The sequence below is a fragment of the Acinetobacter pittii genome (assembly GCF_034067285.1).
Classification (GTDB): Bacteria; Pseudomonadota; Gammaproteobacteria; order Pseudomonadales; family Moraxellaceae; genus Acinetobacter; species Acinetobacter pittii_E.
This window is the reverse complement of record NZ_CP139286.1, coordinates 1,011,352-1,024,592: the sequence shown is the minus strand read 5'-3', so window position 1 is coordinate 1,024,592 and position 13,241 is coordinate 1,011,352. Positions and strand designations below refer to the sequence as shown.

10 protein-coding genes are annotated in these 13,241 nt (G+C 38.5%); 4 read left to right on the top strand and 6 right to left on the bottom strand.

Translation table 11 applies throughout. The annotated features are described in order from the left end of the window. Positions 1-274: 274 nt before the first annotated feature. Both ddc and dat read right to left on the bottom strand, forming a co-directional pair. On the bottom strand, positions 275-1,807 hold the full coding sequence (gene ddc, locus SOI81_RS04805; protein WP_320541301.1) for an aspartate aminotransferase family protein: 1,533 nt from the start codon (positions 1,805-1,807) through the stop codon (positions 275-277). Between the two features lie 2 nt (positions 1,808-1,809). Beyond that, positions 1,810-3,183 carry a diaminobutyrate--2-oxoglutarate transaminase gene (gene dat / locus SOI81_RS04800; protein ID WP_320541300.1) on the bottom strand — a complete coding sequence of 458 codons (1,374 nt, stop codon included), beginning with the start codon at positions 3,181-3,183 and terminating at the stop codon, positions 1,810-1,812. A 467-nt stretch (positions 3,184-3,650) separates the two neighbouring features. Here dat and SOI81_RS04795 point away from each other — a divergent pair, with 467 nt between their 5' ends. Beyond that, positions 3,651-4,352 (top strand): SIMPL domain-containing protein, encoded by a 702-nt coding sequence (locus SOI81_RS04795; protein WP_016140348.1) that lies wholly within the window; start codon positions 3,651-3,653, stop codon positions 4,350-4,352. A gap of 47 nt (positions 4,353-4,399) precedes the next feature. Here SOI81_RS04795 and SOI81_RS04790 read toward each other — a convergent pair whose 3' ends face one another. After that, positions 4,400-5,296 carry a LysR family transcriptional regulator gene (locus SOI81_RS04790; RefSeq protein ID WP_239975197.1) on the bottom strand — a complete coding sequence of 299 codons (897 nt, stop codon included), beginning with the start codon at positions 5,294-5,296 and terminating at the stop codon, positions 4,400-4,402. A 118-nt stretch (positions 5,297-5,414) separates the two neighbouring features. Between SOI81_RS04790 and SOI81_RS04785 the strand changes: the two genes are divergently transcribed. After that, entirely contained in the window at positions 5,415-5,990 is a 576-nt protein-coding gene (locus SOI81_RS04785; protein WP_239975196.1) for an NAD(P)H-dependent oxidoreductase, read from the top strand. Between the two features lie 64 nt (positions 5,991-6,054). Here SOI81_RS04785 and SOI81_RS04780 read toward each other — a convergent pair whose 3' ends face one another. Together SOI81_RS04780 and SOI81_RS04775 are read right to left on the bottom strand one after the other, a co-directional pair. Beyond that, the gene (locus tag SOI81_RS04780) at positions 6,055-7,149 is read right to left on the bottom strand and encodes a fatty acid desaturase family protein (protein WP_016140345.1); all 1,095 of its coding nucleotides are present in this window, start codon (positions 7,147-7,149) and stop codon (positions 6,055-6,057) included. 12 nt (positions 7,150-7,161) lie between these two features. Next, positions 7,162-8,232: a ferredoxin reductase gene (locus SOI81_RS04775; protein WP_320541299.1), complete on the bottom strand. Its 1,071-nt coding sequence runs from the start codon at positions 8,230-8,232 to the stop codon at positions 7,162-7,164. A gap of 139 nt (positions 8,233-8,371) precedes the next feature. Here SOI81_RS04775 and fabR point away from each other — a divergent pair, with 139 nt between their 5' ends. Continuing rightward, entirely contained in the window at positions 8,372-9,067 is a 696-nt protein-coding gene (fabR, locus tag SOI81_RS04770) for an HTH-type transcriptional repressor FabR (protein ID WP_016140343.1), read from the top strand. A gap of 166 nt (positions 9,068-9,233) precedes the next feature. Then, positions 9,234-10,250 carry an AI-2E family transporter gene (locus tag SOI81_RS04765; protein WP_239975194.1) on the top strand — a complete coding sequence of 339 codons (1,017 nt, stop codon included), beginning with the start codon at positions 9,234-9,236 and terminating at the stop codon, positions 10,248-10,250. 57 nt (positions 10,251-10,307) lie between these two features. On the opposite strand, the gene rapA is transcribed toward SOI81_RS04765, so the two are convergent. Continuing rightward, complete coding sequence (rapA, locus tag SOI81_RS04760; RefSeq protein WP_239975193.1) at positions 10,308-13,145, bottom strand: RNA polymerase-associated protein RapA; 2,838 nt, start codon at positions 13,143-13,145, stop codon at positions 10,308-10,310. Positions 13,146-13,241: the final 96 nt, after the last annotated feature.

Sequence of the window (13,241 nt, the reverse complement as noted above, 5' to 3'; positions counted from 1 at the left end):
TCTTAATTGTAATTACAGCCTCTTACCTTATGACCATTTGAGCAGCGTCTTTTAAAGAGTAAGTGCAGTATTGATATATCGATGTGACCAAACATTGGGGACATACCAATACAATAAGAAATTTGCTTCCCATAAATCATGCATAATTATTTTTGTTTTTTGAAAATATGCATGGTTTGTGCATATCAGTCTATTTCGATGCACATTTTAAATAAAAATAATATGTAATAAAAAAGCCCGGCAATAAACCGGGCTTTTTTTGGTATCAACTCAATTAGTCGATTGGTGGTACATAATTACCAGAAGCAATCGCATCTTTAATGCGGTCAGCTTCAGCCAATACTTGACCTAAAAGGTTTTTAACATTTTCGAATGTCACAACTGGGCTTAATGTGGTCATTTTCAATGACTGTACATTACCAACTTTTGTTACACCGATATTTGCTTCACCACGTGCAAACAACTCGTCCGCTACGTTTTGATTCAAGCTATCGATAAACTCAACTGGGTAGCCTTGTGGCACAACACGGAACAATACCGAAGCAAACTGAGGCTCAACTAAAAGCTCTAAACCGTCAGTTGCCTTGATGTAATCTGCAACTTCACGAGTAAGTTTTACACCATGGTCGATCATTGAACCGTAAAGGTCTTCACCAAGTGATTCAATTGTCATCCACAATTTCAATGCATCAAAACGACGAGTCGTTTGTAATGATTTAGAAACAAGGTTTGGTACACCATGCTCTTCATCATAAGCAGAGTTCAAGTATTCAGCTTCGTAGTGCATAAAGCGATAGTTCGCTTCATCTTTCAACAAGAACGCACCACAGCTAATGCTTTGGAAATAATGCTTATGGAAGTCAAGGGTGATCGAGTCAGATAACTCAATACCATCAAGCATTGCACGGTGGTCATTTGAGAGAATTAATGCACCGCCCCATGCCGCATCGATGTGCATCCATGAACCATATTTATTGGTAATTTCACGGATTTTCTTCAATGGGTCAATTGCACCAGCATCGGTTGTACCTGCTGTCGCAACGACACAAGCAACAACTTTGCCTTCAGACTGAAGATGCGCCATCGTTTTTTCGAGAGCATCTACATCCATCTGTGCATTTTCATTCACAGGAACAGTTACAACTGACTGGAAGCCCATCCCCATCATTGCCATGTTCTTTTGCACAGAGAAATGCGCATTTTCAGAACAAATGACTTTGACGTTTTTCATTGCATCGGCAGGAATACCATCACGCTGTACAGACCATGGATTACCATTTTCGTCTTTCCAGTTTTTCGAGATACACCAGTCACGAGCAAGCAACACACCCATCAAGTTAGATTGAGTACCGCCAGAAGTGAAAACACCAGCCTGACCAGAACCATAACCTACTTTTTGACGCAACCAATCAATGAGCTGAACTTCCATTAATGAACCTGCAGGGCTTTGATCCCATGAGTCCATAGACTGGTTAGTTGCATTGATTAACACTTCCGCGATCTGGCTCATCACCATGGTTGGGCAGTGTAAATGTGCTAATGAATGTGGGTGATGTACTTTCAAGCTTTTATTCAAGAAAAGCTCAATCATACGTTGAAGAGATTCTTGTACACCCATCCCTTCTTTTGAAGGTTGGAAAGAAATTGCTGAACGCAATTCTTTAATGCTACCGCCAGTGTACATCTTTTCATTTTGCAACCATGCTGAAACGGCTTTTACCGCTTCGCCCATTGCTGACTCATAGTCAGCAATGGATTGTGCATCATTGCAGAGTAACGCTTTACGATGTTCTGCAAAATCCACCATACTTATGCGCCTCGTACTGCAACCAATGCTTCTGCAATTGCTTTCTTAAAGCGAGCAACTACTTCAACACACTCGTCTTGAGTGATGATAAGCGGGCAAAGTAAACGAATTACTGTACCGTTACGACCACCTTTTTCAAGCAATAATTTATTGTTGAAACAAGCAGTTTGAATTGCAGCAGCTAATTGTGAGTCAGCAGGATGCGAACCAATACGGTCAGCTGGTTTACGCTCGTCAACAATCTCAATACCGATCATTAAACCGCGACCACGTACGTTACCGATACATGGGAATTCTTGAGCTAATTTTTTAAATTCAGCTTGTAAGAAGTCACCACGTTCTTGCGCATTTTGAGCAAGATTTTGTTCATTAATCGTTTTTAATACAACAAGACCAGTACCCATAGCAAGTTGGTTACCACGGAAAGTACCCGTGTGACCAGCAGGTTGCCAAGCATCAAATTTACGTTTAATACCTAATACTGCAAGTGGTAAACCACCACCTACTGCTTTAGACATTACAACAACATCAGGTTCAATACCTGCATGTTCAAATGCAAACATTTTGCCTGAACGTGCAAAGCCAGCTTGAACTTCGTCTAAAATTAAAACGATGTTGTGCTTTTCAGTCACTTCACGGATTTTTTGCAACCATTTTACTGGAGCTGTAACTACGCCGCCTTCCCCTTGAATCGCTTCAAGAATAACAGCAGCCGGTTTTGTTACACCGCTTTCAACATCTTCAATAAAGTTTTCAAAGTAGTAAGTTAAAGCGTCAACACCTGCTTCACCACCTAAACCAAGTGGGCAACGGTATTCATGCGGATACGGCATGAATTGTACGCCTGGCATTAAACCATTAACTGCATTTTTTGCACTTAAGTTACCAGTCATAGCAAGTGCACCATGGGTCATACCATGGTAACCGCCAGAGAAACTGATCACTGAACTACGGCCAGTGTAAGTCTTAGCAAGTTTGATTGCTGCTTCAGTTGCGTCTGCACCAGCAGGACCACAGAACTGCAAGCAATATTCTTCTTTACCACCAGGTAAATATGCTAACAATGCTTCAGTGAATGCATCTTTTAAAGGTGTGGTTAAGTCTAAAGTATGCAATGGCAAACCACTTGCCAATGTATCTTGAATACTTTGAATCACCGCAGGATGATTATGACCTAAAGCCAATGTACCTGCCCCAGCTAAACAATCAAGGTACTGTGTACCTTCAACATCAGTAACCCAGCATCCTTGTGCTTTCGCTATCGCTAACGGTAATTTACGTGGATAGCTACGAACATTTGATTCCATTTGACTTTGGCGAGTCAAATAATATTCGTTAGTAGCATTAGTGGCAGGGTTAACGGAAGTAACGCTCATATCGGATTACCATCTCTGATAGGGGTAGAAAGAAATAAGTCTGGTGACGATTGGTCCTTTGACTCGGTGCTTTATAGAACTAGCAAAGACACTTATTTTATATCTTGTAACTAGGAGCGCGATGATACCTAATTTTGCAAGAAAAAAAACGTCTTTTATGTACTTTACTCATCTAATCTTATTGAAAAAATGTATCATCCCAATAGTTATGATGAATTATCATCATACTATGTGACAACCTAAAGAAAATATTCTTTTTTTATATTAGTTTGATTTTTTAAGTTACATTGAAACACTTTAATTTTAAGTTATTATTTTTTAAAAACTTTATATTTACCAAAATTTAAAAAAACCTGATTTTAATATTACAAATACGCCACAAAATCTGCAAAAGTTATGCATAAGTTATGTTTAACATTTCTTAATGAAAAAAATTAAATTTATATTAATTTTTAAAGGAAAAATTTATGCGTACTTTAGCCGTCTCTACCCTTCTTTTAGGTTCCCTCCTTAGCCCTTTCGTTTTTGCTCAGGATGATAATGCTTTGAACTACAATATTGTAAATGTACAAGCTGAGGCTTCTCGTCAAGTTTCAAACGATGAAATGCATGCAACTTTATATATTGAAAAAAGTAACAAACAACCAGCCGAACTTTCAAATCAAATTAACCAATTAATGAATCAGGCGCTTACCGTTTCTCGTAAATATCCTCAAGTCAAAGTGGAAACAGGTGCTCAAAGCACTTATCCAATTTACGATAACGATAGCAATAAGTTAAAAGAATGGCGTGGTCGCGCTGAAATCCGTTTAGAAAGTAAAGACTTTAAAGCTGCTAGCCAGCTAGTGAATGAATTACAGCAAAACTTCCAGACTCAATCGATTAATTTTACAGTTTCTGATGAACAACGTAAAAAAGTTGAAAATGAGTTAATGGTAGAAGCATCTAAAAACTTTCAACAACGCGCTCAAATGTTGACTCAAGCATGGAATAAAAACCAATATACATTGGTTAATCTGAACTTGAATACCAACAACTATTTCCCACAACCTGTAATGCGTGCCAGCATGGCTAAGTTCGCTATGGCCGAAGCTGCACCAGCTCAAGACATGGCAGCTGGTGAGTCTAAAATTACTGTAAATGCGAACGGTTCAATTCAGTTTAAATAAATTACCTTTTCCGGCCCAAGCACTTGACTGCTTGGGCTTTTTATTAGCTAACTTTCCCCATCTAAATACTCTGCAAAAGCTTGAGCCAAATAATCAAAAAGCGCTCTGATTTTTGGAATTTGTCTAAAGTCTTCATGAATAACCAGCCATAGATCATATCGATGAATCTCTAGGTCTGGAAGCAGTTGAACAAGCTCTGGGCATTGATTTGCTATAGGGCACTGAATAAAACCTACTCCTAAAGCAGCTTTAACTGCTGAGAACTGAGCAGGATGACTATCGGTGCGTATTTTGAATTGTTCATTTTTTATTTCAGGTAGAAAAATCCTCATCATTTCTCTTTCAAGAAGATTACGGTCGGGTCCTATCAGATCATGCTGGCTTAAATCTGCTAGACAGATGGGGGAACCTTTACGCTGTATATAATCTCGATGTGCATATAGCCCCAATGGCACCTCACCAACCTTTTTGGCTACAAGCGCTTCCTGAACAGGAGGATACATCCTGATTGCCAGATCAACCTCTTGCTCTAATAAGTTGGCAGAAGCATTGTTTAAAGATATTTCGATATTAACTTCTGGGTAAAGTGAACGGAATTTTGTGAGCATTTGAGGCAGAACAAGCGTGCCCAGGAACTCCGATACACTTACCCGTACACTGCCTGCAATTAGATTTAGAGGGGCACTTGCTGTACGCATAAAATGATCAGAAGCACGTTGCATAGCCCGAACTGGCAGTTCAAGAGCTAGAGCATGTTCTGTCGGTTTCAAGCCATGAACAGAACGACTAAACAAAACAGTCCCCAACTGATTTTCAAGCTGTTCTATACGTGTTCGTACAGTGGGTTGAGTAACGCCTAATTTACGAGCGGCTGCCGAGAAACTCCCCTCTTCTAAAACCACTAAAAAGAATTTCTGATCATCCCAAGAAGTCTGTTTGTTCATCAAAATTCTTTCATCTGCTCAATTAATTTAGTCAATTTTATTATAGGTCTGCTTTTTCTATGATGTGAATATTGTTTATGCATGTGATTACTCATCATAGAAATTAAGGAGACATACTATGAATAAGCCACTTTTACTGGTCTTTCATCCCGATTTAAATCAGTCTAAGGTTAATCGTGCTTTGGTTGAAGCATTACAGCTTCGAAACCAAATCGACATTGTTGATATTCAGGAGTTATATAACGGATCTCTGGATATAATGAAAGACGGCGCAATTGAAGCCCAACGTCTAATCTCTGCTTCACACATCATTTTCCAGTTCCCGATCTATTGGTATTCAGTTCCTCCGATTTTCAAAACTTGGATGGATGCGGTTTTAACACGGATGTTTTATCTTTTTTATGAACAGGAAGGTCAGAATATCGAAGGTAAATCACTTTACCTACATGTCACAGTTGGCAATTTGAATTCGGCATATCAAAAACAAGGACAAAATGGCTTCACCCTAGATGAGCTCATGGCACCTTTAAAAGCTACTGCACGTCGATGCGGATTAAATTGGCACACACCTCATGTTATTTTTAATGCAAATCAATTAGATGAAAATGATATAGAAAAAGAAATTTCATTATCTTTAAAGCAGTTTGAACAATGGGGCATATTCAATAAGGCTCCTCTTACTTCTTCATGCTAGTGCCAACCATAAAAAAACGCACTCCTGAATAATCAGTAGTGCGTTTCGGGGTTAAAGTAATATCTTATTTTTTAAACGGTAAAGCATATTTAAAGATACGGCCTACAACCTGTCCAAACTGTTTAGCTAGACTCGCGTTGTTATAATTTAGACCATATTTTTTACATACAGCTTCAACTTTTGGAGCCATTTGGCGATAACGACGCGCTGGAATATCAGGGAATAAATGGTGCTCGATCTGATGACTCAAGTGTCCGCTTAAAATATGTAATGCTTCTGAACCTTTTAGGTTAGAAGAACCACGAATCTGGCGCATATACCAGTGACCACGGCTCTCTTCTTGTAAAACGGACTTTGGAAATACTTCTGCATCTTTTGTAAAGTGACCACAGAAAATAATCGTAAATGTCCAGATATTACGAAGACCATTAGCAACTAAATTACCAGTAAATACAGGTAAAGCTGCCGGACCCGCAATTAATGGGAAGAAAACATAGTCTTTAAAAAGTTGCGTACCAATCTTTTTATTAACAGGTTTTAATTCTTCCAAGAATTTTGCCATGCTCTTACGTTTATAAAGGACACGTCCAATTTCAAGGTTCTGAATGGCTACGCCCCACTGGAACAACAAACAAAATGGGATGCTATAAACGGGTTGAAGTAAGAAACCTGGCTTCCAGCGTTGTTCTGGAAATAAACGAAGTAAACCATAACCAATGTCATCATCAATACCTTTAATATTGGTATAGGTGTGATGTTTATAGTTATGCGTTTGACGCCAGTTATCAGAAGTACCGACAGTATCCCATTCGTAAGTTTGGCCATTAAACTTAGGATCGTTCATCCAGTCATATTGACCATGCATCACGTTATGACCGAGTTCCATGTTTTCCATAATTTTAGAAAAGCCTAATAGACCTGTTCCTAAAATCCATGCTGGTGGGAACCAACCTGCAAACAAACATGCACGGCCTAAAAAGCTACTATAACGAATTGCAGCATACACACGGCGGATATATTTAGCATCCTTCTCACCCAAATCATCCAATACTTCTTGTTTGATCTGATCAAGCTCTTTTGCAAATGCATCAAGTTCTGCTGGAGTCAAATCACGATTTTTAGGATTTTTAAAATATTCGACTTTCACTGGCATATTCATAAGAGTTCTCTCTTAAAGATCAATAACTAGATCGGATTGTGCTGAGTTCACACAAATTTTGAGTAATTGGCTTGGTTCAGTATTTTCACTACCGTTGAGTAAATTACGTGTTGAACCTTGTGTTTTACTACACACACATTTATTGCAAATTCCCATACGGCAACCATGAGTTGGTTTAACGCCTTCATGTTCAAGGCTAACCAAAATTGATTGGCCTTTAGGAATTGCAATCACCTTATTAGACTGGGTTAATGTGACATTCACATAACCAATATCATCAGCAGAACTTTCATTTGTTAAGCTAAATGCTTCTGTTAAAAGGGCTGGAGCTTTTTCAAACAACTGCTCAACAGTCGCCACAAAACCAGAAGGTCCACACGCATAAACTGTGCTGTTTTCTACATCATTAACTAATGCTAAATGCTCTGCATTTAAACGTTCATCATTTGGGGTTTCTTGGGTATAGAAAACCTGATAACTAAAATTTGGGTATTGCTGTGCAACTTTTTCAAAGTATTCAACAAAAGCGGCATCCGAACGTTGTTTCACCCAATATAAAAGTTGTACTTGAACTTTATCTAATTGCTGACTTTGTTTAATCGCAGTAATCAAGCTCAACATTGGGGTAATACCACTACCCGCTGCCAACATAATTAAATTCGGTGTTTTGATGTTTTGTTGCATATCACCATAGGGTTGACCAAGCTCAAAAACATCACCGATTTGGCTTTCAGAAATAAACCAGTTACTGACAATACCATCCGCAACTTTTTTTACGGTTAAACGTAAGTGCTGCGCATCAATTTGCGTCAAACTATAAGTACGTTCATAGCGACGACCAGCAATTTCTACAATTACAGGATGATGCTGGCCTGCAACGCCCATTTTCACTAAGCGGTTACATTTTAGCGTCAAGCTCACCATGTCGTGAGCGACAAATTCTTTTTTTACAATTTGAACAAGGCCATGTTTTACAGACCATAAAGGATTAACTTTTTGTAGCCAGAAATTAGCCATTTCTTTATCAAAGATGGCTTGTGTCAATGAATTGAATAGAGGATTTCTCTTTTCGATTGCTTGCATAACTGAGGCTCTGTCGCTCTTTTTTAATTATTATACACATGTATATATATTTGTATATACACCCGTACTTTTAATTACAATTTCACAAGTTCAGCTTCTAAGGCTATAATCCTGAGAGTTTACAAATATATTGAACAGCATGACCCAATCTTCACTTTCTCAGAACCTGAATGACACACCTCTTCAACAAGATGTCATTGAAATTAAAACAGCTACGCGTTCTGTGGGAAGAAAAGCGACAATTACTAAAGAAGAACTTTTTCAGGCAGCTTTGAATCTCATTGGTCCACAAAAAAGTATTGCTTCACTGAGTTTACGTGAAGTAGCTCGAGAAGCAGGAATTGCACCAAATAGTTTCTATCGACACTTTAAAGATATTGATGAGTTAGCAATTTCTTTAATTGACCGTGCAGGTATTGTTTTACGTAAAATCATCCGTCAGGCTCGCCTACGTGCTTCTTTACAAGAGAGTATTATTCGTAGTTCTGTCGATATTTTTCTTCAACAGCTTGATGCTGATGAAGGCAATTTAAGTTTACTACTCCGTGAAAGTTTTACAGGTTCAGCTTCTTATAAAGCTGCAGTAGACCGTCAACTCAACTTTTTTCAGCAAGAGCTACAAGAAGATTTAATCCGTCTTGAGCGCTTGAATAACAATCACCTCTACCATCCAGACCTTGTTGCAAAAGCAATTACTCAACTTGTGTTTCACATGGGTGCAAAAGTTATTGATTTACCAATGAATCAACGTGCAGAAGTGGCTGAACAAACCATGATTATGATTCGGATGATTTTAGAAGGCGCACGTCATTTAGATGAAGCAAAAATTCGCTAAAATTGTTTTATGAATGGCTTGTTAATTAACAGGCCATTTTTAAATCTAACTCCTCTATTTTCCAATAAAAATATAATTCACTAATTGAAGCTAATAGCTTGCCAGAGTATAAATAATCATTCCGTTTGCTCTTTCTCCTATATTCCCAACGATCTCAGGGATCCACATGCAAAATTTGAATAATCGTCAAAGTCTGATTGCAAGCTACATTCTTATGGGCATCTTTTTGCTTTCGGTTATCCCCTTACATTTATTAGCAAGTTTTTTTGCAGGCTTTCTCATTTATGAAATTATTATTAGCTTAAGTTCAGTTGTAGAACGTTATATTGACGGCCAAAGAGCCCGTATTTTTATTAGTATTTTACTTAGTATTGTTACCATTTCGCTTATTGGTTTTTTCATTACGAGTCTGATTAGTTTTGTTGTACACGATCTAAAAGGTATAGGTTTACATAGTATTAATGGCAAAGTTGACCAAACCCTACTTCATTTGCAGGCAGAGATCGGAAAATATCTTCCAGGCTATATTCCCGATAGCGTGACAGATCTAAAAGACGAAATCTTTGCTTTTATGAAAGATAACGTGACTACATTAAAAAATACCAGTTCCGATATTTTGCATAACTTCGTAACTATGGTGATGGGATTAATTATCGGTATTTTGGTGGCAATACATGGTTTTCACCGCCGTACCCCTCAGCCTGTTTTTAAGTCTCTTCTGATTCAACGTATCCAAAAACTATCGATTTCATTTAAAAATGTTGTTTTTGCACAAATAAAAATTTCAGCTATTAACACACTGCTCTTTATTTTATTTGCATTTATTTTATTACCACTTTGGGGAATTCACCTCCCTTTTGCCAAAACCTTAACCATTTTGACCTTCATGTTTGGACTGATTCCAATTTTAGGTAATCTTATTTCCAATACATTGACGTTCATTGCTGCTCTTACCGTTTCCTTAGGACTAGCAGGTGCAGCATTACTTTATCTGGTTCTGGTTCATAAGCTTGAATATTTTATTAATGCTAAAATTATTGGGCATAAAATCAATGCCAGTGCATGGGAAATTTTATTGGCAATGTTAGTGTTTGAGTCCATTTTTGGTTTAGGCGGTTTAATCGCGGCTCCAATTTTCTATGCATATTTAAAATTAGAATTAAAAGATGCTGGTCTCATCTAATTCAAAATCGATGTATAAAAAAAGCGCCCTCTAGGCGCTTTTTTTATTTTGAGTAAGTTAAGGTTTAACTACAACTAACACTTGAATCGCTTCTGGTGTAACCGTTAAGCCATCAAGTAAGCTTAAACCTTCTTTTTGCAACTTCTGTAAACGTTCAATTTCGTCTTGACGAATACTTGGGTTGAATTGTTTTAGATAAGTTAAACGGTCAATTTCATATTGCCATTTATTACCATAATGTTCTTTTGCTTGCTGTTGAAGTTGCGGCAAATCAACTTTCGCAATCTCTAACGCTTGTTTATAGCGCTGCTCAATGATATCACGACGAGCTTTAACCACCTGACGACAGCTATTACCATCTAAGTGATGTAAATAAGGTTTTAAAATTGTCGGATCAATTTTTTCAGACAAATCTTGACCATTTTCACTTAATAATACGCGAATAAGCTGCTTAGGTAAGCTCGATGGTAAATTCAGCGATTTCGGCGCAACAACATCCACTTTAAACCAGACTTCAATTAAGACTGAACCCTGCTTTAACGCATTCGATTTGAGCACAGCAACATTGGTACTACCAAATGATTGTGTACGGATCATTTCCATAACACTTTCAATGAATGGATGCTCTAAAGTTAAATATTGAGCATCTTCACGAAGCTGAGCTTGATCGCGATAGAACGTTGCGGTCATACCTTCTTCGTCTAAAGCTAAACCTTGCACTTGCATTTGGTCGGTCGGTTTAATAATCACCGTACCATTACTTTGCTCATCAAAGTCGATATTGGTTGATGACATGAAACGCTTCACAAACATTGGCAGCGTAGTATTGTCATCATAGTCTTCAAGGGCCTGAACAATTTCTTGTGCCACAATAGGACGACATGAATTATATTCAAGTAAACGGTCTCGGCCAGCTTGAAGTTCAGCTTCTAAGGCTTGACGTTGAGCATTCACTTCTTCAAGTAAATCTTCAAATGTTTGACCTTGGTCTGCAAGTAAGCAGTCTTTTAATTCAACAATAAAGTTCTCTTGCAGCGTTTGTGCTGTTGGAGAAATATTGCTGAAAATATTAAGTGCTTCGTTATACCAACGGAACATACGTTCTTGAGCTGTTCCCACAAGATATGGCACATGAATCTGAATACGGTTTTCTTGACCAATACGGTCTAGACGCCCAATACGCTGCTCTAAAACATCTGGGTTAGCTGGTAAATCAAATAAAATTAGATCACTGGCGAATTGGAAATTACGGCCTTCCGAACCAATTTCCGAACACAATAGAATCTGTGCGCCATAGCTTTCTTCAGCGAAATAAGCAGCCGCTTGGTCACGTTCAAGTAAGCTCATGCCCTCATGGAACATTGCGGTACGAATACCTGCATGCAAACGCAACACATTTTCTAAAGACTCAACCACTGGTCCGCTACGCGCGATTAAAAGCACTTTTTTATGCTTAAGATCTTTGCGTAAAATTTCCATTAACCATGGCACACGCGGATCATTTTGCATCCATGAACCATCAATCTGCGCTTCTTCAGGCCACATCTGCTCACGCAGTTTGCCGTCTTTTGACCAATCTTCTGGTGCTGGTAATGGTGCTGGCTGACAATCACGGCCTGGGAAACCCTGAATCGCTTCACGTGTATTACGGAATAAAATACGTCCAGTACCGTGACGGTCTAATAACTCGTGAATAGCTCTAAAGCGTTGATCAGGCTGGTCTTCAATAGTGTGACCTAACAAACCTTCTAAAGCAGATAAATGCTCTGGCGTTAAAGCTTGATCAGACATGAGTACTTCAGCAATTTTTGCAGTTTGCTGATATTGAGTCTCTTCATCTAGAAAGCGCTCTAAACTACTAAAACGCTGTGGATCAAGTAAACGTAAGCGAGCGAAATGGCTTTCTACGCCTAATTGTTCAGGTGTTGCAGTGAGTAATAACACCCCTGCTGTATTTTCAGCTAACTCTTCAATTAAATCGTAGCGATCATTACCGCCTTCTTCTTCGCTCCACATCAAATGATGTGCTTCATCAACCACAAGCAAATCAAAACCAGCTTCTATGGCTTGCTCACGCAAATCATCATGGTCAACCATTAAGTCAACGCTGGCAATAATGCATTGCTCGGTCAAGAACGGGTTAAGCTCTGGATCATGTTCTTTAATAGATGCAGTACGCGTTAAATCAAACAGAGAGAATTGCAAGTTAAAACGGCGACGCATTTCAATCATCCACTGATACTGTAGAGAATCAGGGACTAAAATAAGAATTCGTTCTGAACGTCCTGTTTTAAGCTGCTGGTGAATAATTAGACCAGCTTCAATTGTTTTACCTAAACCTACTTCATCGGCAAGTAAAACACGAGGAGCAAAACGTTTACCAACTTCATGTGCGATATAAAGCTGATGAGGAATCAGGCCAACACGTGCACCAACCATACCACGTAAAGGGCTAGTCTGCATTTGCGCTTGCATGAGCATCGCTTCAATACGCAAGTCATACCACTCTTTATAGTCGACCTGACTTGCAAGCAAACGATCTAAAGGTTTAGATAATTGAATTTGCGCACCAATACGCGTTTCATTGAGTGCTTTACGCTCTTGTTCGCCATTTTCTAAAGTACGAACAACGTTATAACGCAAAACACCATGGCGGTCTTCAACAGACTCAACAATCCACTTCTGACCTTCTTGATCTTGAACTTCATCATTGGTATTGAAGATGATACGAGATAGTGGAGCATTGTTACGTGCATAGACACGTGTCTCATCACTTTTGGGGAATAAAATGCTGACAGATCTTTCATCTACATCAATAAGCACACCTAAACCGAGTTCAGTTTCTGTGTCTGATAGCCAACGTTGACCAATAGCATACTGCTGCAATTTTTCCACCTTTCTCTCAAGTTCGCACTACATATTGTACGATGCAAATTAGCTTATTTTTGCATCTTTTTATGTAGTCTTTAAAGCAAAATTTTGAAGCAAAAA